Here is a 21,948-nt window from a genome sequence, read left to right on the forward strand (position 1 = left end):
GGCGCGCAACGCATCCGGCCGCGTGCGCGCGGCTCAGCCTCATATTCGGAGCACATCGATGGCCGCCCAATATAGTTTCGTGATGAAGGGTTTGTCGAAGACCTATCCCGGCGCGCAAAAGCCGACGCTCAAGGATTTGAGCCTGCAATTCTATCCCGACGCCAAGATCGGCATCGTCGGTCCGAACGGCACCGGCAAGTCGACGCTGATGAAGATCATGGCGGGCATCGACAAGGAGTTCACCGGCGAAGCCTGGCCGGGTGAGGGGATCAGCGTCGGTTATCTGGCGCAGGAACCCCAGCTCGACCCAAGCAAGACGGTCAAGGAAAATGTCATGGACGGGGTTCGCCCGGTCGCCGACATGATGGACCGCTTCAACGAGATCAGCGCGCTGATGGCCGATCCGCCCGCCGACGCCGATTTCGACGCGCTCATGGAGGAAATGGGCACGCTCCAGGAAAAGATCGATGCGGTCGACGGCTGGACACTCGACAATCAGCTCGAAATCGCGATGGAGGCGCTGCGCTGCCCGCCCGGCGACTGGGGCGTCGAGAATCTCTCTGGCGGGGAAAAGCGCCGCATCGCGCTCACCCGCCTGCTGCTCGAAAAGCCGTCGATCCTGCTGCTCGACGAACCGACCAACCACCTCGACGCCGAAAGCGTCGCGTGGCTCGAAAAGCATCTGGTCGACTATCCGGGCAACGTCATCCTCGTTACCCACGACCGCTATTTCCTCGACAATGTCGTGAACTGGATCCTCGAACTCGATCGCGGCCGCTATTTTGTCTATGAAGGCAATTATTCGACCTACCTCGAAAAGAAGGGCAAGCGACTCGAGCAGGAAGCGCGCGAGGACCAGGGTCGCCAGAAGGCGATCAAGGACGAACTCGAATGGATCCGGCAAAGCCCCAAGGCGCGTCAGGCCAAATCGAAGGCGCGTATCAAATCGTTCGATCAACTCGTCGAGGCACAGGAAAAGCGCACCCCCGGCAAGGCGCAGATCGTCATCCAGATTCCCGAACGCCTTGGCGGCAAGGTGATCGAGGTCGCGGGAATATCAAAGGCCTATGGCGACAAATTGCTCTTTGAAGACCTGTCCTTCACGCTGCCGCCGGGCGGCATCGTCGGCGTCATCGGGCCGAACGGTGCGGGCAAGTCGACGCTGTTCAAGCTGATCACCGGCCAGGAAACCCCCGACAGCGGCGACGTGATCATCGGTGACACGGTGCGCCTCGGCTTCGTCGATCAGAGCCGCGACGATCTGAAACCCGACAATAATGTCTGGCAGGAAATCTCGGGCGGCCACGAACTGATGAACATCGGCAAGCACGAGATGCAGACACGCGCCTATGTCGGCGCGTTCAACTTCAAGGGCGTCGACCAGCAGAAGAAGGTCGGGCAACTCTCGGGCGGCGAGCGCAACCGCGTCCATCTCGCCAAGATGCTCAAGGAGGGGGGCAACGTCCTCCTGCTCGACGAACCGACCAACGACCTCGACACCGAAACCCTCGCCGCGCTTGAAGAAGCGCTCGAGAATTTCGCGGGCTGCGCGGTGGTCATCAGCCATGACCGCTTCTTTCTCGATCGCCTTGCGACGCATATCCTCGCGTTCGAGGGCGACAGCCATGTCGAATGGTTCGAGGGCAATTTCGAGGCCTATGAAGAGGACAAGATCCGCCGTCTCGGCGACGGCGCAACCCGCCCGCACGCCACCAGCTACAAGAAGCTGACGCGGTGACCGGCGGCGGGGCGGGGGAGGCGCCGATTTCGTCGAGCGCGATCCGCATGGGCGCCGATGCGCTCAACGCCTTCCTGACGGACGCTTTCCCGCATTCGAAGCCGGGGTCGCGCGGCCATGTCGTTTCGGCGGCGCCGGGCCATGTCCGCGCCCGGATCGACCCCAATGAACAGGCGCTGCGCCCCGGCGGGCTGATCTCGGGCCCGACCCAGATGGGGTTCGCCGACATGGCGGCCTATGCGCTTGTTCTCGCGCATATCGGCCCGGTCGCGATGGCGGTGACCAGCGCGCTCAATTACCAGTTCCTGCGCCCGTGCCGGCCCGGCCCGCTGTTCGCCGACGCGCATCTGCTGCGACTCGGCAAAAGGCTGGCGGTGATGGATATCCGCATCTTTACCGACGATGCCGACAAGCCCGTCGGCCAGGCGAACGTGACCTACGCGATTCCCTGATCGGGTTTCACGCTTTCCAGTCGAACCGCGAAAATCGATCGGTCTGTTCGTCCAGCAGATGCAATATGCCGTCGCTGACCGCGAACAGCGCGCCGCGCAGCCGCAGCCGTCCCTTGGCTTCCTTTTGCTCGATGCAGGGGAAGGTCCGCAAATTGGCCAGGCTGACCCGAACCGCGGCAAATTCCATGTCGCGCCGTGCTGCCGGGCTGTGCAGGTCGGCGTGCCGCGCGCGCACCGCGGCGCTCGCGTCATCCAGCATCGAAATCCAGTCGGCGATGAATCCGCCATGCCCGGGTTCCGCACCTGCCATCGTCCGATGCAGCGCGGCATGACAGCCTCCGCACATGCCATGGCCCAGCACGACGATTTCCTCGACCCGCAAGATCTGCACCGCAAATTCCAGCGCCGATGACACACCGTGGCGGCCGGGCGTGGTTTCGAACGGGGGGACCAGAGCACCGACGTTGCGGACGACGAACACTTCGCCGGGGTGGGTGTCGAAAATCTGCGCCGGTTCGACCCGGCTGTCCGAACAGGCGATAATCATCACCTTTGGCGACTGCCCCTCTGCCAGTTGCTCCCATCGCTCTCGCTGCCCTTCCCACCCCGTAGCGCGGAACCGGGCATAGCCTTCGAGCAAATCGGCAAAGTGAGTCATGCGCGCGCTTTAGCAGAAGATGCGCTGTTGAGAAGAGCGGGACGCATGTCTATGTGGGCGGCATGAACGCTCCCGCACAGCCGCCCCAGCCGCCCCAGCCGCTTCAGCGCCCCCGCAAGCCCGACTGGATTCGCGTCAAGGCACCGACCAGTCCCGGCTATGCCGAAACGCGCAAGCTGATGCGCGAACTCAATCTTCATACGGTGTGCGAGGAAGCCGCCTGTCCGAACATCGGCGAATGCTGGACGAAAAAGCATGCGACGGTGATGATCCTCGGCGACACCTGCACCCGTGCCTGCGCCTTCTGCAACGTCAAGACCGGGATGCCGCGTCCCGTAGACCCGCTCGAGCCCGAACATACGGCGATCGCGGCGGCGAAGATGGGGCTGAGCCATATCGTCATCACCTCGGTCGACCGCGACGACCTGCCTGACGGCGGCGCCAGCCAGTTCGTCAAGGTCATTCAGGCGCTGCGCCGCGAAACGCCGCAGACGACGATCGAAATCCTGACGCCCGATTTTCGCAACAAGCCCGAAAGCGCGGTCGCGGCGATCGTCGATGCGCGCCCCGACGTCTATAACCATAATCTGGAGACCGTCCCGCGGCTCTATCCGACGATCCGGCCCGGCGCGCGCTATTATGCGTCGCTGCGCCTGCTCGAAAGCGTCAAGCGCCGCGATCCGTCGATCTTCACCAAATCGGGGATCATGCTCGGCCTCGGCGAGGAGCGGATGGAGGTTCATCAGGTAATGGACGACATGCGCAGCGCCGACATCGATTTCATGACGATGGGCCAATATCTGCAACCGACACCGCGCCATACGAAGGTGATCGACTTCGTGACGCCGCAGGCATTCGACGCCTATGCCCAGATCGCGCGCGCCAAGGGGTTCCTGCAGGTCGCCTCGTCGCCGCTCACCCGGTCGAGCTATCACGCCGGTGACGATTTCGCGATGATGCGCGCCGCGCGCGACGAGCAACTGGCGCGTGCAAGGGCCGACTGATTGCCAAGGCACCACGAAACACGCGAGCTTCCCTACAGCGACGAACAGATGTTCGCGCTCGTCACCGATATCGCGCGCTATCCCGAATTCCTGCCGTGGATCGTCGCACTCCGCGTCCGCAGCGACAGCGAGAGGGAAGCGCTCGCCGACATGATCGTCGGCTTCAAGGGGCTGCGCGAAAGCTTTTCGTGCCGCGTCCACAAGGAGCGGCCGCGTGCGGTGACGGTCAGCTACATCGACGGCCCGATGAAACATCTCAGCAACGAATGGCATTTCGCGCCGCTCGCAGCGGGCGGCTGTCGCGTCGATTTCATGGTCGATTTCTCGTTCCGCAACCGCGTCTTCGAAACGCTCGCGGGCCAGATGTTCGACAAGGCGCTTCGCAAGATGATCGCCGCGTTCGAGGCGCGGGCGGGCGACCTTTACGGCGCCGGAAGCTCGATATCCTCCGACGGCCGCAGCGAATCCTTGTCGGGCTGAAGCAGGTCGAGCGCGAACAGGGTCGCAGCGTGGCGGATGGCGGCGCGGTCCTTCGAGTCGAACTGGACTCGCTGGGTGAAATAATCGTCGGGGTCCTGCCCGCGCAGCGCGCGGGCAAAGACGACCTGGCCAACCGGCTTCTTTTCCGACCCGCCGCCCGGCCCGGCGATGCCGGTGATCGCGACCGCGACATCGGCGTCGCTGTTGGCCAGCACGCCCGCCGCCATCGCCCAGGCGGTCGCGAGCGAGACCTCGCCGAAAGTCTCCAATATTTCGCCACTTACGTCGAGTTGATGCTTCTTGGCTTCGCCCGAATAGGTGATGAAGCCGGCGCTGAACACGTCCGAACTGCCCGCTATATCGGTCAGCGCCGCCGACACCATGCCGCCGGTGCAGCTTTCGGCCACCGCGACCTTACGCTCTGCGGCGCGGTTGGCGGCGAGAACGGACAGGGCGGCCTCTTCACGCGCGGTCTGGCGCGTTTCGACGATCGACGACAAGGTTCAATTCTCCGGAAGTGATAGGGTGGCGATCGCCTGCGCGGCGATCCCTTCGCGACGGCCGGTAAAGCCCAGCCGCTCGGTCGTTGTCGCCTTCACACTAACGCGGTCCAGCGGAATCGCAAGGATTTCGGCGATGCGGGCGCGGATTGCCGGACGGTGCGGGCCGATCCTGGGGGCTTCGGCGATGATCGTCAGGTCGACATGATCGATCCGCCCGCCGCGCGCGGCGACGCGGTCGGCAGCGAACGCAAGGAAGCGGTGCGAAGCGGCGCCGCGCCATTGCGGGTCACTCGGCGGGAAATGGTCGCCGATATCGCCATCGGCGAGCGCGCCGAGAATCGCATCGGTGATCGCATGGAGCGCGACGTCGGCATCGCTATGGCCCTCAAGCCCATGACTATGGGCAATTTCTATCCCGCCGATCCACAGCGGATTGCCCGCCACAAGGCGGTGGACATCATAGCCCATGCCCACCGCGGTTCGCATCATCATCGCTGTCCCCAAGAGTCCGGAAAGGATCGCCATATCGTCGGCATATGTCAGCTTATGAAGCCGCGCGTCACCGGCGACCGCCGCAACGGCAATGCCCAGGCGGCGGACGAGCTGCGCATCGTCGGTCGCGGCTTCACCCGCCGCGGCGGCGTGGGCGCGGCGCAAGGTGCCGAGCCGGAAGCCCTGCGGGGTCTGAACCCGCGCGAGAGCGGCGCGATCGACCGCATCGCCGACGTTTCCCGCCGCCTGTTCGACCAGCGTATCGGGAACCGGTAGCGTGGGGGTCGCGGCATCGCTGTCCTGCAAGGCGGCGAGTAACCGATCGATGACGTCGGCGCTCACTCCGGGCCGCGCGGCATCGTGGACGAGAATGAGCGCTTCTTCTTCCCAATCGGCGAGTGCGGCAAGCGCATGGGCAACCGATTGCTGGCGTTCGGCGCCGGGAACGGCGGAAATCCAGCCTTCGGGCAAGGCTCCGATGGCCGCCATGACGTCATCATTCGCCACCAGCACGCCCGCGAAGATCGCCGGATGCGCGGCGAAGGCGTCGAGACTCCAGCGCAGCACCGGCTTGCCGCCAAGCCGTTCGAGCTGCTTGGGCCGGTCGAACCCGGCGCGTGTCCCCTGACCGCCGGCGAGCAATATGGCCGCGACGCGCGGGGCGGAGAAAGGGGCGGACTCGCTCATGATGCGCGCCGGTTAGCGCAGCCGCGCCTTGCGGGAAAGCAGCTTAGCGTGTAGGGGCTGCTTAAATTTTAGGCAATTTAAACGAAAGCTCCCCGCCATGGCGCCGCTGCGGCCCATTCAGATCGGTCCCATCACCATCGCGGATCCGGTGATCCTTGCGCCGATGACGGGCGTCTCCGACATGCCCTTCCGCACGCTCGTCCGCCGCTATGGCTCGGGGCTCAACGTCACCGAGATGATCGCGAGCCAGGCTGCGATCCGCGAAACGCGCCAGTCGATCCAGAAAGCGGCGTGGCATCCGGTCGAGGAACCGGTGTCGATGCAACTCGTCGGCTGCACCCCCCATGAAATGGGCGAAGCGGCGAAGCTTAACGAAGATCGGGGCGCGGCGATCATCGACATCAACATGGGTTGCCCGGTGCGCAAGGTCACGAGCGGCGACGCGGGATCGGCCCTGATGCGCGACCTGAAGCTCGCCGCCACGCTGATCGATGCCTGCGTCAAGGCGGTGTCGGTGCCGGTGACCGTCAAGATGCGGATGGGCTGGGACGTTGACAGCCTGAACGCGCCCGAACTCGCGCATATCGCCGAGGATCTGGGCGCGAAGCTGGTCACCGTGCACGGCCGCACGCGCAACCAGATGTATCGCGGCACCGCCGACTGGGCCTTCGTCCGCACGGTCAAGGATGCGGTATCGGTCCCCGTCATCGTCAACGGCGACATCTGCTCGGCCGACGATGCGCGAACCGCGATCGTGCAGAGCGGCGCCGACGGCGTGATGATCGGTCGCGGGGCTTATGGCCGACCATGGCTGCTCGGTCAGGTGATGGCGGCGCTGCGCGGGGAGAGCGAGCGCCCCGACCCCGGCATCGACGAACAATATGAAATCATTACAACTCATTATCGGGCAATGCTTGATCATTATGGTGAAATGACCGGGGTCAATATGGCGCGCAAGCATTTGGGCTGGTACGTCAAGGGGCTGCCGGGTTCGGCCGAGTTTCGCAACAAGGTCAACCAGATCCCCGACAGCCGCGGCGTGCTCGACGCGCTCGAACAATTTTACGCGCCGTATCTGAGCAAGGCCGCTGCGTGAGCGCGCCGACGTCGAGCATTCCGACGTTCGACCATGACGAGATCATCCAGTCGCATCCCGTCGCCACGCTGCTGATCGACAAGGGCGGGGTGGTGCTGTTCGTCAATGCCGCCGCTGAGCAGCTTTGCAACACCGGCCGAGGAGCGATGGTCGGGCGTGTCGTCGACGAGCTGATCGGCATGGACCGCGGCTATCGCCAGCGGATGAACGACCCCGCGACTCCAGCGCTTTTTGCGCATCGCGCCGAGATCACCCTCGGCGGGCGGCGGTCGGCCTTCGTCGATATGCAGCTCGTTCCATATGGTCGCAGCGGCCACCGCATCCTGACGCTGGTGCCGTCACAGAGCGATGCCGATCTGATGGGCGGCGCGATCGGCCGCTCTGGCCGCGCGGCCGGCGCGGCTGCCTCGATGCTCGCGCACGAGATCAAGAATCCGCTCGCGGGCATCAAGGGCGCGGCGCAGCTTCTTGCGCGCAAGGCCGATGCGAGCGGCGAGCGCTTCACGACTTTGATCTGCGCCGAAGTCGACCGGATCACGACGCTGATCGACCAGATGGAGCATTTTTCGCGCGGACAGCCGATCGCCTGCGGCCCGATCAACCTGTATCAGCCGATCCACCAGGCGATGGAAACCGCACGCGCGCGCCAATTTCCCGGCATCGGCTTCGTGGAGGATTTCGACCCCTCGCTGCCCATGGTGCATGGCAATCATGATGCGCTGGTCCAGATATTTTTGAACCTGATTACAAATGGGTGTGAAGCGCTTGGCGGACGCGATGACGGCATCCTGCGGATCGCCACCGCCTATCGCCATGGCCTGTCGATCGACCAGGATGACGGTCGCGGCCGCATCGCGTTGCCGATCGAGGTCAGCGTCAGCGACAATGGCCCCGGCGTTCCCGCCGATATTCGCGGCGACCTGTTCGATCCGTTCGTGACCACCAAGCGCGAGGGCAGGGGACTGGGCCTCGCGCTCGTCGCCAAGCTCGCGCGCGACATGGGTGGGACGGCGCAGCACGTCCGCGACGGCGACTGGACGCGCTTTCGCGTTCACCTGCCTGCCGCGACAGCGCGAAAGGAGCGCGCACAATGATGCCGGGAGACGCGGGCGGCAAGACGATCCTGCTCGTCGAGGATGATCCGGCGATCGCGCTGATCATCCGCGAGGCGCTGGCTGGCGAATGCGGCACATTCGCCTCGGTTTCGGGCATAAGCGAGCGCAACGCCTGGCTTGCCGACAACCGCGCCGACCTGATCATTACCGACGTCGTGCTGCCGGACGGCGACGGCATCGACTCGCTGCCCGGCGCGGGCATCGATCCCGATACGCCGGTGATCGTCCTGTCGGCGCAGAATACCCTCGACACCGCGGTCCGCGCGACGGGGATCGGCAGTTACGATTATCTGCCCAAGCCCTTCGACCTCGAGGAACTGACCGCCAGCGTTCGCGCCGCACTCGAACGGAGCAACCAACCGGCGGTCAAGACCGACCCGGCGCAGGCCGACAGCCATGGGCTCGTCGGCCGCGCGCCCGCAATGCAGGCGGTGTACCGCACCATCGCGCGGCTCGCGACCAATGACCTCGCCGTCCTTATCCTCGGCGAATCGGGCACCGGCAAGGAGGTCGTCGCGCGCGCGATCCATGCGACGGGATTGCGGCGCAGCGGTCCGTTCGTCGCGATCAACATGGCAGCGATTCCGCGCGAACTGATCGAGGCCGAACTGTTCGGCCACGAAAAAGGCGCCTTCACCGGCGCGACCAGCCGTAATGCGGGCCGGTTCGAACAGGCGGCGGGGGGGACCCTGTTTCTCGACGAGATCGGCGACATGCCGCTTGAAGCGCAGACGCGGCTGCTGCGCGTGTTGCAGAGCAACGAATATTCGACCGTCGGCGGTAGCCAGGCGCTGCGCGCCGACGTGCGCGTCGTCGCCGCGACCCATCGCGACATGCGCACGCTCGTTGCCGACGGGCGCTTTCGCGAGGATCTGTTCTATCGGCTCAATGTCATTCCGGTGACACTACCGCCGCTTCGTGATCGGCGCAGCGACATCGCGGCGCTTGTCCGCCATTTCGTCGATGCGGGGCGCCGGGCGGGGCTCCCCGACCGCCAGTTTGCTCCGGCGGCGATGCAGCTTCTCGAACGCCACGACTGGCCGGGCAATGTTCGCGAGTTGGGGAACGTCGTCCAGCGCCTCGCCGTGCTCTCGCGCGACACCTCGGTCGGCGCGCGCGATGTCGAGGCAGTGCTGCGCGACCATGGTGAGAGCGCGGCGATCACCGCGCCCGCCGACCTGATCGCGCGCGCGGTCGATGATTGGGCGCGCGAGACGCTTTCCGCATCCGATCGGGATGGGGAGATACACAGCATGCTCGAAGCGATCGTCGAAACCGCGCTGCTGCGCCGGACATTGCGCGAAGTGGGCGGCAACCAGCTCGAGGCCGCGCGCCGGCTGGGGATCAATCGCAATACGCTGCGCAAGCGCCTGGGGCAGCTCGCCATCGATCCCGCGCGGCCCTGACGCTTCGCACCAACGGCAAAATGCGCACATATCGGCGCGCGTCTGCGCTTTGTGTGTTTTCTATGCAACAGGATTGTCGTAGCAGAGCAACAATGAAGCCCGCCGCGTCCCTCAGTAGCGAAAGCGATTCTGCCGAGCTGGCCGCAGACTCGCGCGGCTGGCACTTTGCGGCGCCCGAATATTACACGCTGGCGATCATCATCAGCGTTGCGATCGCGACCTATATCTTCGTCACCGGCGACGCGCAGAGCGAAAGGCTGCTGACGCCTGCACTCGTTGCCGCGATCATGGTCGTCAATCTCGTGCCGGCGATGGCGCTGATCGTGCTCGTCGGCAGCCGCATCGCGCGCGCGCGCGCGATGCGTTCGATGGCGGGGGGCAATGGCCGCCTGCACGTCCGGCTGGTGGCGCTCTTCTCGCTGCTCGCGGCGACGCCGACCCTGCTGGTCGTCATCTTCGCCTCGCTGCTGTTCCAGTTCGGCGTCGATTTCTGGTTCTCCGACCGTTCGCGCGGGATGTTTGAGAATGCGGCGAGCCTGGCCGAAGGCTATTATCAAGAAAACCAGCGCGAAGTCGGCGCCAACACGACCGTGATGGCGCAGGATCTCAGCGACTATCTTGCCAAGGCGCCGATCAACGGGCGTGACTTTGCCAATTATTATTTCCAGCAGGTCGTCGTTCGCAGCCTCAACGAATCGGCGATCATCGAGATCGGACCCGACGGGATCGCGCGCACGGCCACGGCGGTCGCGCCCGACAGCCGCGCGGCCGACAAGCGCCTGACGCCCGCCATGCTTCACCGGCTCGAAGCAGGCGAGGATGTCGTCGTCATTCGCCGGGCGGATCGGATCGAGGCCGCGACACGGCTTCCCGGATCGCACAACGCCTATGTCTATGCGTCGCGGGATTTCAACGTCCCCGGCTTTTCGCAGTCGATCCGCGCCGGCAACGTCCTGGCCGATTATAACGACCTGTTCGAGCGATCACAGCAGCTTCAATTGCAGTTCAACGGCGCGCTCTACCTCGGCTCCTTGCTGCTGCTGGCGCTCGCGGTGGTGGCGGCTATCGTCGTTGCCGACCGCATCGTGCGGCCGCTCGGCACATTGATCGGAGCGACGCGAACGGCGGCGGGGGGCGATTTGTCGGTGCGCGTGACGCCCCCGGCGCGCGACGACGAGATCGCGGTGCTGACCCGCGCGTTCAACCGCATGACCGAGCAGCTCGAAGGCCAGACGGGCGCACTCGTCAGCGTCAACGCCCAGCTCGAAGCGCGGCGAAGTTTCATCGAAGCGGTGCTGAGCGGGGTGTCGTCGGCGGTCGTCTCGGTCGATGCGGATCACCGCATCCTGCTCGCCAACGCCGCGGCGGAGAGGCTGATCGGGCAAAGCGCCGCGGACCTTACCGGCCAGCCGCTCGCCGATGTCGCGCCCGAACTCGCACGCCTGCTGACCAGCGGTGAACGCGAAGGCGTCGTCCAACTCGTGCGGCGGGACACCGAGCCCGCGACGCTGGCCGCCAAGGCGGTCGCGCAGGACGATGGTTTCGTGCTGAGCTTCGAGGACATCACGCAGCAACTGCTCGATCAGCGCCGCGCCGCCTGGTCCGATGTCGCGCGGCGCATCGCGCACGAGATCAAGAACCCACTGACCCCGATTCAACTCGCCGCCGAGCGACTCCAGCGCCGTTTCGGTGAAAAGGTCGAAGGCGACGCACCGACCTTCCGCCGCCTCACCGACACGATCGTCCGCCAGGTGCACGACATGCGCCGCATGGTCGATGAATTTTCAAGCTTCGCGCGCATGCCCAAGCCGACCTTCGGGGTCGAGGATATTCGCGACATTCTGCGCCAGGCCGTGTTTCTGTTCGAGGTGGCAAAGCCCGATATCGCGTTCAGCGTCAAAACCCCCGACGAGATCGAGCCGCTCGTCTGCGACCGCCGCCTGTTGTCGCAGGCACTGACGAATATCGTCAAGAATGCGGTCGAAGCGATCGAAGAAAAAGAAAATGATGATTCATCGCCGCCGATCGGCCATATCCATGCCGAACTCGCGATAGGCGAGGGGGACGCGATCGTCATCCGGGTCAGCGACGACGGAATCGGGCTCCCACAGGCTCGCGAGACGATTGCCGAGCCTTATATGACGACGCGGCAGGGCGGCACGGGACTGGGGCTCGCGATCGTCAAGAAGATCGTCGAGCAACATTATGGCGAACTCGAATTCCGCGACAATCCGGCGGGAAGGGGCACGTGTGTGACGTTGACCCTGCATCCCAAGCGACTGCGGTCGTTGGCAGGCAAGGGGGGGGAATTGGTAACAGGGCAAGGGGAATCGGTCCCGGGACGTGTCCGGAACCGGCAGGATAGAGAAGAATATGGCGCTTGATATCTTGATCGTCGACGACGAACGCGACATTTGCGACCTGGTCGCCGGTGTCATGGAAGACGAAGGCTATGAGGCGCGCACCGCGTCGGACAGCGACGCCGCGCTCGATGCGATCCGCCAACGTCGACCCTCGCTCGCGCTGATCGACGTGTGGCTCCAGGGTTCGCGGCTCGACGGGCTGGGACTGGTCGAGGCGATCAAGGCGTTCGACCCCACCTTGCCGATCATCGTCATTTCGGGTCACGGAGGCCTCGATACCGCGGTCGCGGCGATCCGCCGCGGCGCGTTCGACTTCATCGAAAAGCCGTTCGAGGCCGAACGGCTGCTCCACCTTGTCGCGCGCGCGACCGAGAATGAGCGACTGAAGTTCGAATATGAGCAACTGCGCGAGAAAGCGGGACCGTCGGACGAACTCACCGGCACCAGCGCGGCGATCAACAATGTCCGCGCCACGTTGAAGCGCGTCGCCGGAACGGGCAGCCGCGTCCTCATCACCGGGGCGCCGGGCGTCGGCAAGGAAGTCGCCGCACGCGTCCTCCACGGCTGGAGCGGACGGCATAACGCGCCTTTCCGCGTGATTTCGTCGGCGCGCATGGATCCCGAGACGGTCGAGCTAGAACTGTTCGGCTCGGAGGCCGAGGACGGATCGATCCGCGTCGGCCTGCTCGAACAGGCGCATGGCGGAACCTTGTTTCTCGACGAGGTCGCCGACATGCCGCTGACGACGCAGGGCAAGATCCTTCGCGTCCTGACCGATCAGAGTTTCACGCGCGTCGGTGGGCGAACGATGATCCGCGTCGATGTCCGCATCATTTCGGGCTCGGCGCGCGACCTGATAGTCGAGATCGCCGAAAACCGGTTCCGCGAAGACCTCTATTACCGGCTTAATGTCGTGCCGGTGCCTATCCCCTCGCTGCGTGAGCGCCGCGACGATATCGCCAGCCTGTGTGACCATTTCGTCCGCCGTTATGCCGCCGACCGCCGCGTACCGCCGCCCGAGATCAGCGGTGAGGCGATGGCGGCGCTCCAGGCGCACGACTGGCCGGGGAATGTCCGCGAACTGCGCAACGTCATCGAAAGGGTGATGATCCTCGCGCCGAGCGATCGGCTGGGGCGCATCGACGCCGACATGCTGCCGGCGGAACTGGTCCGCGGCGGCGCCGACATCTTGCCGAACAGCGAATCGATTACCGCGATCCCGCTCAAGGAAGCGCGCGAGAATTTCGAGCGCGAATATCTGCGCATCCAGATCAACCGCTTTTCGGGCAATATTTCGCGCACCGCGACCTTCATCGGGATGGAGCGTTCGGCGCTGCATCGCAAGCTCAAGCTGCTCGGACTGACCGAAAGTCCCGACGGCGACGGCTGACGGCTTTCGCGCTAGACCTGCACCGGGCTTTGTCGCATATTACGCGTGCGAAGTAGGTCGCTAACGCCGAAAACGGGCATCGCACTCGCGGTATCACCGCCAAAATCAAGGAGGCAAATATGTCCGACAAGAATCAGAATCTCCAGGATCTTTTCCTAAACGCCCTGCGCCGGACCAAGACGCCGGTGACGATGTTCCTCGTCAAGGGCGTCAAATTGCAGGGCATCATCACCTGGTTCGACAATTTCTCGCTGCTGCTCCGCCGCGACGGCCAGTCGCAGCTCGTCTACAAGCATGCGATCTCGACGGTGATGCCGTCGCACGACTTCGACCTCGCGGCGCTGGGTAACGACATTCGCGAGGCGCCGGCGAGCAAGGGCAAGGCGCTGCAGGACGTGTTCCTCAACGCGGTGCGCCGGTCGGATGAATCGGTGACGATGTTCCTGGTGAATGGGGTGATGCTTCAGGGCGACATCGTCGCTTTTGACCTGTTCTGCATGCTGCTCGAACGCGAGCGGCAGGTCCAGCTCGTCTACAAGCATGCGATCTCGACCGTTCAGCCGAACGGACCGATCAACCTCACCGACAATGGCGACGACGAAGAAGGCGCCGCCTGATCGACGCTGTGAACGACAGCGAGGATGACGTCACCCGCGGCGCCGCCGCGCTGTTGGTCGTGCCCGAATGGCACGGGCAGCGGCTGTCGCGCGACCTCGACGCGCGCGCCGAGGAAGCGAAGGGGCTGGCGCTGGCGATCGGGCTCGACGTGGTGGCGGTTCATACGCTGCGGCTGCGGCAGACGCGCGCCGCGACGCTGATCGGTGTCGGGCAGATTGAGGCGATCAAGCCCGATGTTGTCGAAAGTGCCGCGCAGCTCGTCATCGTCGATGCGGCACTGACCGCGATCCAGCAGCGCAACCTTGAGACCGAGTTCGGGACGAAAGTCATTGATAGAACGGGATTGATTCTCGAAATCTTTGGCGAGCGCGCGGCGACGGCCGAGGGGCGGCTGCAGGTCGAACTGGCGCATCTCGACTATCAGGCGGGGCGGTTGGTGCGGAGTTGGACGCATCTCGAGCGCCAGCGCGGTGGTTTCGGCTTCCTCGGCGGGCCGGGCGAAACGCAGATCGAGGCCGATCGGCGGATGATCCGCAATCGGATGGCGCGCATCCGCCGTCAGCTCGACGATGCCCGCCGCACCCGCCAGCTCCAGCGATCGAAGCGCCAGCGCGCACCCTGGCCGGTGATCGCGCTCGTCGGCTATACCAACGCCGGAAAATCCACCTTTTTCAACCGCCTGACCGGAAGTGACGTCATGGCGGAAGACATGCTGTTCGCGACGCTCGACCCAACGATGCGCGAAATCCGGCTGCCGGGGATCGACAAGGCGATCCTGTCGGACACCGTCGGTTTCGTCTCCGACCTGCCGACCGAACTGGTCGCGGCGTTCCGCGCAACGCTGGAAGAGGTCACGACCGCCGACCTGATCGTCCATGTCCGCGACATCGCGCACCCCGACAGCGACGCGCAATATGACGATGTCCGCGCGATCCTCGACTCGCTGGGCGTCAATGGCCCCCAGGAAACGGACGGAAAGCACAGGGAAGGGGAGGATGACCCCCGCACCGTTCCCCAGATCGAAATCTGGAACAAGATCGACACCGCCGATGCCGACGCCCGGGCGCGGATCGAGGAGATGGCGGCCCGGCGCGGCGACGTCGCGGTCCTCTCGGCAGTGACGGGCGAGGGGGTCGAGGCGGCACGGACGCTCATGGCGTCACAATTGACCGCGCGGCACCGGGTCGAGCGTATCTTCCTGACCTTTGACCAGGGCGAGGCGATGGCATGGCTCCACGCGCGCGGCGAGGTGCTGGGGGATGTCGCCGGGGACGAGGGGCATGTGCTGACCGTGCGGCTCGATCCCGCCGATCGGGCGCGGTTCGAGCGGCTGTGGCCGCAGGGGAATGGGTAGCGGGCGCTACGCATCGAGAGTTGGTGTTTTAACACCCGCCTACTTTCCCGCTCGTGTCTCGACTTCGCTCGACACGAACGGAATTGAGGGCAGGTTCCATACGCGATGCTCTGGATCAGGCCCGTTCCGACGCCTTGACCGCCTGCCAATGCGCCTCGAGCGTGTCGAGCGACTGCGCGGCGATATCGGGGCCTGCGCGTTCCTCGACGGCGTGGAAGCGGCGAGCGAATTTCTCGTTGGCGGCGCGCAAGGCACTTTCGGCATCGACGCCAAGGTGGCGCGCATAATTGACCACCGCGAAGAGCAGGTCGCCGATCTCTTCGGCGCGCGCGGTCGCATCGGGTGCCGCCACGACTTCATCAAGTTCCTCGGCGATCTTGGCGCGCGGTCCTTCGGCATCGGGCCAGTCGAAACCGACGCGCGCGGCACGGCCTTGCAGCTTTTGCGCGCGGAGCAGCGCCGGCAGCGACAGCGCGACGCCGTCGAGCGCGCTTTTGGGGCCGTCGGCCGCGCGCTCGGCCGCCTTGATCGCTTCCCACTGGACGCGGACATCGCCGGTCGCCGCGTCACCGAAGATATGCGGATGGCGGCGCTCCATCTTGTCGCTGATCGCGGTCGCGACGTCATCGAAACCGAACAGGCCGGCGTCGGTCGCAATCTGGCTGTGAAAGACGACCTGGAGCAGCAAGTCGCCAAGTTCGTCGCAGATCGCCGCCGGATCGCCGCCGGTGATCGCGTCGGCGACCTCATAGGCTTCCTCGATCGTATAGGGCGCGATCGTTGCGAAATCCTGCGCCAGATCCCATTCGCAGCCACCATCGGGGTCGCGAAGCCGTGCCATGACGCCAAGCAGGCGGTCGATGGGGGACGGAGCCGCGGGGGTGTTGGCTTCGGGCATATAATTATCCGATAATATATATTAAGTAATGACTTAATATATCTGGTTAACAATACTCGGGGAGCGTCGTCGGACCGCTCCCCTTTTACTTGTGGAGAATAGTAATGGTTAGAACGTTATTGTCAGCGCCTCCGACCTCGCGGGTTGGTAGGTATCCGAAACATACGTTTGAGGTATATTCAAAGCCTTTCACGTTGCAGCCCATGGGGATTGCGCGGGTTCTGCCCGGTGAGACCTTGAAAAACATCAAGTTCGAAAATCGCGTTGTCACCAAGCCGATCCTGAATCCCATCATCGGTTGGAAGCAAGAATTCTATTGCTTCTATGTCCGTATAACCGATCTCCTTAATGACGCCATCCGCGATATGTTCGTCGACCCGACGAATTCGGAGATTACGGCTGGCGTTGAGGCTGCAAACAGCGCCGCTTGGTATTGCGCCAAGGGCGGCGTTAACTGGATGAAGCTGGCCACTACTCGCATCTGCGATACGTGGTTTCGCGATGACGGGGAGGCTACCGCCACCTACGCACTCGCGAACGGCATCCCGATTGTTCAGGTGCGTCAGCAGTCGTTCCTCGATAGTCTCACCGATGAGGACGATATGCCCGAAGGGGCCGCGATCAGCGGTGCCACGGATGCCGGTGACCTTGAAAAGCTCATGGAAGCTTTTGAGCAGCTTCGCGCGCTCGGCATGGCCGATATGACCTATGAGGACTGGTTGCGCTCGCAGGGTATTGCCATCCCCGGCAAGGATGAGGCTAAGCCCGAGTTGCTATGGCGTGTTTCTGACTTCCAGTATCCGACCAATCATATCGGGACGGATTCGACCAATCAGGGTGTCCCGACCTCTGCCGTTAGCTGGGTCTTTAACACCGGCGACCGTAAGCCGAAGTTCTTTAAGGAACCCGGCTTCATCTGCATGTATTCGGTCACTCGCCCCAAGATTTATTGGGGCGGTCTCGCCGGGTCTGCGTCGGGCTTCGCTAAGCGCGCATGGGATTGGATGCCCAACTACTTGCGCCAGATGCCCGAGACTTCGCTCAAGTCGTTTGCCGTCGATACTGGCCCGCTCGGCGACCGCACCACGCTCGCCGATGGCTATTTCCTCGATATGAGGGATGAGCTGCTGTTCGGCGACCAGTGGCAAAACGTCTCCGCGTTCGGTGCCGATCCGACGACTAGTTACGCGCATCATATCCTGCCGCTCCCGGCTGGCGCGTCGATCAAGTATAAATACTTGTCGGAAGCCATGATCAATGGCTTCTTTTTCGATGCGGTGAATAACGCTTACGTTACTCACGACGGTTATTTTTCACTTTCGATCATGGGTCACGAAGTGGACTACACGGTCGGTAATTTCGCGGAGGTATAAATGGATGTTGGACGTGAACCCTTCGATTGGGTCTATTCCCAATCTCGCGGGCATCTCTATTTGGCTGACAGCCAAGATGTGCGCGCGCATGTTGCTTCGGGTTATTCGGGTGCGCCTCGCTATCAGAATAACACCGAAAGCGAGGCTCTGGTTTCCAGAGGGCCTATACCTCGTGGAGTGTGGCGAATGGAGCCTGCATTTAACCATGGCAGGCTCGGACCTGTCGCGATCCCGCTCGAACCCGTCGAAGAGAAAACGGCGCTCGGCCGTAGCGGGTTCTTTATCCACGGGGACAATAGTCGCGGAGACGCATCGGCCAGTTTTGGTTGCATCGTCCTCGACCGAAAAACCCGCGACCTCCTCGCCCTCGGAGTAGGGCAGGGGATTAGAACCTTAGTCGTCGTCGACTAGGTTTGTGGGGGTGTAGGGGGGCCACGGCCCCCCTACGATTGCAGGATAATCCAACTTTAGTTGGGGACTTGATATATCCTGCACAAGTGACACCGCAGGAAAGGACCATTCATCATGGTTGCCCTTAGGCCGTTGCCATCTAGCGCAACGTTCGCGGCTTTTAGAGCCGACGAAGCGGCGGAAGCCGCCACCACCAAGCGGAACCGCTTGCATATGCGCAAACAGCGCAAATATCCCGGTCGCAACCGGGTCATGGCTCGGCAAGATGCTGCCGACCTCGCGTTTCGCGAATTCACGAAAGGGGAGGGTGATACCTCCACCGATCCCTTCGCCTGCACCGATCCCTATGTGATCCATGGCATCGGTCTGCCGTCCGCGCATGACGCGGTGCCTCGATATTTCGATGGCAAGAGCAATTCAAAGGTTCCGGTTTCCTTTGATAGTCGTTGCCGTAAGTGCGAAGCTTGTCTCTCGCACCGTCGCCGCCTCTGGACGGCGCGGGCATCCGATGAGCTAAAGGCCGCTCATCGCACTTGGTTCGCGACCCTGACCATCCGCCCGGATGACAGGTTCGTCGCTACGATGCATGCTTCGGACACCGCCGCCCGGGCCGGTCACGGCTCATGGCCGACCATGTCAGCGGAGAACCAATTCCGATACCTCGTCAAGCATCTCAACAAAGAAATTGACAGGTTTCTAAAGCGCGTCCGTAAAAACGGCGCGCCTTTTAGGTATTTGCTAGTAAGTGAGGCCCACAAGGATGGGTTCCCGCATTTCCACCTGCTTATTCACGAAGCGGCGTTGCCGCTGACAAAGCGACTGCTGGAAAGCAATTGGCGTCTCGGGCATAGCCAATTTCGCTTGGTGAATAACAGCGATCCACGTAGCGCATTCTACGTGTGCAAATATTTGGCAAAATCTGCGCTGACGCGCGTTAGGGCGTCGAAGCGGTATGGACGCGACCAGTTGGTGGTCGCTGCTACGGAAGCCATTAAGGAAATGGCGACGCGGATCGCAGATACGGTAATAACGGGGCCTGTCCCCGGGGTCCCCGGAGAGAGGAGTGTTTGATCCGGGGTGTTGGGACTACGGAGAGAATAGGTTAGTGCCAATTGTCGTCAGCAGAAAGTCAAAGCTATGAGTAATACGAAAGCTAAGTGGTATAGATACCAGCCATCGGTCGGTAAGCCGATGTTTCACGAGCCGCGCGTGCCTCGCAACGTCAAGCGCCTTCCGAAGGTTCCCAATCCTTCGTATCCCGTTCCTCGTGATTATCCACCGGGGTTCGGAGACGATCCGACGCCGTGGCATCAGCGTCCGGGCGCTGATCCGAGGTTCAAGCCCTCGGTTCCGAAGGAAGGTCCAGCCCGTCCGTTGCGTGATTTCGGACGGCGCGCCGCCCGCAAGGGGCTTCGTGTCGGCCTTAGCGAGGTGTTCGCTGGCGCCGATGTGATCAACACCGGGATAGATTGGTGGTTTCCGAATTTCCGTGAGCCTGTCCGGCTCCCTTGGAATTACCACTGGTGCGCCGGCCCTTGGCTGGGCCACGTCGCACCGGGTGGCTGGCAATGGCCGGCCCCCGCGTTCCTTGACGCAAACGACGGTTTTTGCGGCATGACTGGGCCTATCGATAATCAGGCTCCCGGTCATCCTCCCTATCCCGGCTCATTCGGTATTGGATTGCGTTGGTCGCGCCAGATGCTTTGGCGCTGTGGTATTGGTGGTTTTCACGGCATGTCCGGCCTCGGCACTGCCGAGCGCCTGGGCGGCCCAGGCACTCCGTATTATGTGAGGTCCTGGCCCTCGTGGCCCTATTCGGGCACGAGCAGCCGCAATCCTAACGAGCAGCGGTGGTTGCCCACAATGCCCGACCCTTTTCCGGAGCGCGCCCCGCTTCCGGATTTTCAGATTGGGGTAGGGAAGGGGCTTCCTGACCCTACAGGCTTCGGCAATCCCGACCTTGCGTATCAGCCGGACTATCAGTGGGTGTATGATGCGGCTGGCGGTATCCTGACCGATCTAGGGCAGGGGCTTGAACCGGGTTCGCCTCCGGGCGGTTCCGGTCATGCGCTTCCACCGGTCGAGCCGGTGAAGCGCCAACCTCCCGAGAAGGGAGAGAAACAGCGTAAGGTCATCACGAAAACGGCCAAGATAGGTATCGCCCTTTACAAGGCGTTGGACGCCGTTTCCGAGAGTGCGGAAGTCGTTGATGCGATTTATCAAGCTTTGCCTGCGGACGTTAGGAAGCGTTGGGAAAAAGCTATGTTCCCCGATGCCCGATGGATCAAGGATAAGCGGTCTGGCAAGTGGGTCCGCGTTGGTGTCGACCGTCCCGGCGACAATTTCGGGCAATACGGTATCGGCGGTGCCGATTGGAAGCTCCGCGCGCTTTATTATAACTGGCATAAAGTCGATGTAGTTCAAGCGGTTAAGAACATCATAAAAAACGAGTTGACAGACAAGATAATTGGTGGGATCGAGTCGAAGTTGCCCCGCAATTCGGGCAACGCTCATTCAGACAGTGAGCGTGCTCTTTCTCATTATCTGGATGAGTTTTTTACAGAGGAGCTAGGTCTATGACCGTTGAAAAGAAGAAAGGTAAGAAAACGTGGCTTACACTCGCCGCAGCAGTAGCTATCGCCAGCGTTCAAGTGCTGGCTACCGCCGGGGTTATTCCTCCGGTTATCGCAAACCTGCTCGGCGGGCTGTCCGCCGCGCTCCAGCCCGGAAGCGCGTAGCTTCGGGTCGGCAACAGGTGCTTCGTCTTGTGATCGAACAGGCTCCGGCCTCGGGTATCAGCCGCGCTAACGAGCGCGTATTGACGAAAATGAACCCGCCACCGGGTAAGGCTAAGCTGTAAAGCAAGCCTGACTTTTGTCCGATAATATATATTATGTTAAATAAACGGGGACAGGGAGGGAGTGTTCCTGACGCTTCATCCCCCTCGCACCATCTGGAAGGTCTGGATCGCCAGGAAAATCAGGCCGAAGATCGCGATCCACGCGAGCGCCATCTTGACGCCGTCGGCGAGTTTGATGCGGCGCGCGACGAGCGCGCTCAGCACCAGCGCAAAGGCCCCGGCGAACCAGATCAGGTCGACCGCGCTGTTGCCGCTCATAAAGACACCTCCAGACCGTCATACCCCGGTTCGACTCCCGGCGGCAGCTCGGCCGCCAGATCCTCATAATCCATGGTATTGTCCATATGCGTGATGATCGCGCGCGGCTGGCCGACCTTGGCGAGGCCTTCGAGCGTCATCGCCAGATGCGGATGCGTCGGATGCGGATAGCGGCGAAGCGAGTCGATGACGAACAGGTCGACGCCCTGGAAGAAATCGACCATCTCGTCCGTGAACTTTGAAAAATCAGTGGCATAGGCGATCTTGTGTGCACCATCGCTGAAGATTAGCCCGGTCGCCTTGATCGGCCCGTGCGGCATTTCGAGCGCCGCCACCTCGATCGGCCCGATCGATTGATGATCGTGAAGATCGATCGGATCGACCGATGCGGGATAACCGGCGTTGCCCGCAAAAGCGTAAGTGAAGCGCCATTTCAAAATGTCGAGAACATGCGCACGGGCATAAGCGGGCACGGCCGAGCGGCGAAGGTGCATGATCTGGCGAAGATCGTCGAGACCGTGGGTGTGGTCGGCATGCTCGTGGGTCCAGATGACCGCATCGACCTCGCCCACCCCGGCGTCGAGCAGTTGCAACCGCATGTCGGGGCTGGTGTCGACGAGAATGCGAAAACCGCCGAGCGAGATGAGAATCGAGGCGCGGCTGCGCAGGTTGCGCGGGTTGTCGGGGTCGCACGCGCCCCAGTCGTTACCGATCCGCGGCACCCCCGAAGACGTCCCGCAGCCAAGGATGCGAACCTTCATGGCTTTAATACCAAACGCAATCTTCTCGATC

22 protein-coding genes are annotated in these 21,948 nt (G+C 63.1%); 16 read left to right on the forward strand and 6 right to left on the reverse strand.

Features of this window, described 5'->3' with window-relative positions; genetic code table 11:
- The first annotated feature begins 58 nt into the window (after window positions 1-58).
- Together ettA and CVO77_RS01020 are read left to right on the forward strand one after the other, a co-directional pair.
- Entirely contained in the window at window positions 59-1,738 is a 1,680-nt protein-coding gene (ettA, locus tag CVO77_RS01015) for an energy-dependent translational throttle protein EttA (RefSeq protein ID WP_105997490.1), read from the forward strand.
- Complete coding sequence (locus CVO77_RS01020; protein WP_242446053.1) at window positions 1,735-2,190, forward strand: PaaI family thioesterase; 456 nt, start codon at window positions 1,735-1,737, stop codon at window positions 2,188-2,190. The genes ettA and CVO77_RS01020 overlap by 4 nt, the downstream gene beginning before the upstream one ends.
- Window positions 2,191-2,197: 7 nt before the next feature.
- Here CVO77_RS01020 and CVO77_RS01025 read toward each other — a convergent pair whose 3' ends face one another.
- Window positions 2,198-2,848 (reverse strand): carbonic anhydrase, encoded by a 651-nt coding sequence (locus tag CVO77_RS01025; RefSeq protein WP_105997491.1) that lies wholly within the window; start codon window positions 2,846-2,848, stop codon window positions 2,198-2,200.
- A gap of 62 nt (window positions 2,849-2,910) precedes the next feature.
- On the opposite strand from CVO77_RS01025, the gene lipA reads away from it, so the two are divergent.
- Window positions 2,911-3,852, forward strand: coding sequence for a lipoyl synthase (lipA, locus tag CVO77_RS01030; protein ID WP_105997492.1), 942 nt, complete (start codon window positions 2,911-2,913; stop codon window positions 3,850-3,852).
- Window positions 3,853-4,332: a type II toxin-antitoxin system RatA family toxin gene (locus tag CVO77_RS01035; RefSeq protein WP_105997493.1), complete on the forward strand. Its 480-nt coding sequence runs from the start codon at window positions 3,853-3,855 to the stop codon at window positions 4,330-4,332.
- Here CVO77_RS01035 and CVO77_RS01040 read toward each other — a convergent pair.
- Both CVO77_RS01040 and CVO77_RS01045 read right to left on the reverse strand, forming a co-directional pair.
- Complete coding sequence (locus CVO77_RS01040; RefSeq protein ID WP_106000550.1) at window positions 4,275-4,823, reverse strand: CinA family protein; 549 nt, start codon at window positions 4,821-4,823, stop codon at window positions 4,275-4,277. The two genes, CVO77_RS01035 and CVO77_RS01040, sit on opposite strands and share 58 nt — an antisense overlap.
- A gap of 12 nt (window positions 4,824-4,835) precedes the next feature.
- On the reverse strand, window positions 4,836-6,014 hold the full coding sequence (locus CVO77_RS01045) for a bifunctional 2-C-methyl-D-erythritol 4-phosphate cytidylyltransferase/2-C-methyl-D-erythritol 2,4-cyclodiphosphate synthase (protein WP_105997494.1): 1,179 nt from the start codon (window positions 6,012-6,014) through the stop codon (window positions 4,836-4,838).
- 97 nt (window positions 6,015-6,111) lie between these two features.
- Here CVO77_RS01045 and dusB point away from each other — a divergent pair, with 97 nt between their 5' ends.
- The 7 genes from dusB (at window position 6,112) to hflX (ending at window position 15,356) form a co-directional block, all read left to right on the forward strand.
- Entirely contained in the window at window positions 6,112-7,110 is a 999-nt protein-coding gene (gene dusB / locus CVO77_RS01050) for a tRNA dihydrouridine synthase DusB (RefSeq protein ID WP_105997495.1), read from the forward strand.
- The gene (locus CVO77_RS01055) at window positions 7,107-8,204 is read left to right on the forward strand and encodes a two-component system sensor histidine kinase NtrB (protein WP_105997496.1); all 1,098 of its coding nucleotides are present in this window, start codon (window positions 7,107-7,109) and stop codon (window positions 8,202-8,204) included. Before dusB ends, CVO77_RS01055 begins: the two co-directional genes overlap by 4 nt.
- The gene (locus CVO77_RS01060; protein ID WP_242446054.1) at window positions 8,201-9,631 is read left to right on the forward strand and encodes a sigma 54-interacting transcriptional regulator; all 1,431 of its coding nucleotides are present in this window, start codon (window positions 8,201-8,203) and stop codon (window positions 9,629-9,631) included. Before CVO77_RS01055 ends, CVO77_RS01060 begins: the two co-directional genes overlap by 4 nt.
- Before the next feature lie 92 nt (window positions 9,632-9,723).
- Entirely contained in the window at window positions 9,724-12,015 is a 2,292-nt protein-coding gene (locus CVO77_RS01065; protein ID WP_242446055.1) for a sensor histidine kinase, read from the forward strand.
- Window positions 12,005-13,384 (forward strand): nitrogen assimilation response regulator NtrX, encoded by a 1,380-nt coding sequence (gene ntrX, locus CVO77_RS01070; RefSeq protein WP_105997498.1) that lies wholly within the window; start codon window positions 12,005-12,007, stop codon window positions 13,382-13,384. Before CVO77_RS01065 ends, ntrX begins: the two co-directional genes overlap by 11 nt.
- Before the next feature lie 104 nt (window positions 13,385-13,488).
- Window positions 13,489-14,001 (forward strand): RNA chaperone Hfq, encoded by a 513-nt coding sequence (gene hfq, locus CVO77_RS01075; protein WP_275541975.1) that lies wholly within the window; start codon window positions 13,489-13,491, stop codon window positions 13,999-14,001.
- An 8-nt stretch (window positions 14,002-14,009) separates the two neighbouring features.
- Entirely contained in the window at window positions 14,010-15,356 is a 1,347-nt protein-coding gene (gene hflX / locus CVO77_RS01080) for a GTPase HflX (RefSeq protein ID WP_105997500.1), read from the forward strand.
- A gap of 115 nt (window positions 15,357-15,471) precedes the next feature.
- Here hflX and mazG read toward each other — a convergent pair whose 3' ends face one another.
- On the reverse strand, window positions 15,472-16,254 hold the full coding sequence (gene mazG / locus CVO77_RS01085) for a nucleoside triphosphate pyrophosphohydrolase (protein WP_105997501.1): 783 nt from the start codon (window positions 16,252-16,254) through the stop codon (window positions 15,472-15,474).
- 194 nt (window positions 16,255-16,448) lie between these two features.
- Between mazG and CVO77_RS01090 the strand changes: the two genes are divergently transcribed.
- The 5 genes from CVO77_RS01090 to CVO77_RS21185 all read left to right on the forward strand — a co-directional run bounded on the left by CVO77_RS01090 (window position 16,449) and on the right by CVO77_RS21185 (window position 20,776).
- Window positions 16,449-17,627 (forward strand): hypothetical protein, encoded by a 1,179-nt coding sequence (locus CVO77_RS01090; protein WP_158257964.1) that lies wholly within the window; start codon window positions 16,449-16,451, stop codon window positions 17,625-17,627.
- The gene (locus tag CVO77_RS21890) at window positions 17,628-18,038 is read left to right on the forward strand and encodes a tlde1 domain-containing protein (protein ID WP_105997503.1); all 411 of its coding nucleotides are present in this window, start codon (window positions 17,628-17,630) and stop codon (window positions 18,036-18,038) included.
- A gap of 114 nt (window positions 18,039-18,152) precedes the next feature.
- On the forward strand, window positions 18,153-19,109 hold the full coding sequence (locus CVO77_RS01100; RefSeq protein ID WP_105997504.1) for a rolling circle replication-associated protein: 957 nt from the start codon (window positions 18,153-18,155) through the stop codon (window positions 19,107-19,109).
- 66 nt (window positions 19,110-19,175) lie between these two features.
- The gene (locus tag CVO77_RS20950; RefSeq protein ID WP_146130797.1) at window positions 19,176-20,618 is read left to right on the forward strand and encodes a hypothetical protein; all 1,443 of its coding nucleotides are present in this window, start codon (window positions 19,176-19,178) and stop codon (window positions 20,616-20,618) included.
- A complete protein-coding gene (locus CVO77_RS21185; RefSeq protein WP_158257965.1) occupies window positions 20,615-20,776 on the forward strand; it encodes a hypothetical protein in 162 nt (53 codons plus the stop codon). The genes CVO77_RS20950 and CVO77_RS21185 overlap by 4 nt, the downstream gene beginning before the upstream one ends.
- A 197-nt stretch (window positions 20,777-20,973) precedes the next feature.
- Here CVO77_RS21185 and CVO77_RS01110 read toward each other — a convergent pair whose 3' ends face one another.
- Entirely contained in the window at window positions 20,974-21,156 is a 183-nt protein-coding gene (locus CVO77_RS01110) for a hypothetical protein (protein WP_105997506.1), read from the reverse strand.
- The gene (locus CVO77_RS01115; RefSeq protein WP_105997507.1) at window positions 21,153-21,917 is read right to left on the reverse strand and encodes an MBL fold metallo-hydrolase; all 765 of its coding nucleotides are present in this window, start codon (window positions 21,915-21,917) and stop codon (window positions 21,153-21,155) included. Before CVO77_RS01115 ends, CVO77_RS01110 begins: the two co-directional genes overlap by 4 nt.
- Window positions 21,918-21,948 lie beyond the last annotated feature (31 nt).

The organism is Sphingopyxis lindanitolerans (assembly GCF_002993885.1).
Taxonomy (GTDB): Bacteria; Pseudomonadota; Alphaproteobacteria; order Sphingomonadales; family Sphingomonadaceae; genus Sphingopyxis; species Sphingopyxis lindanitolerans.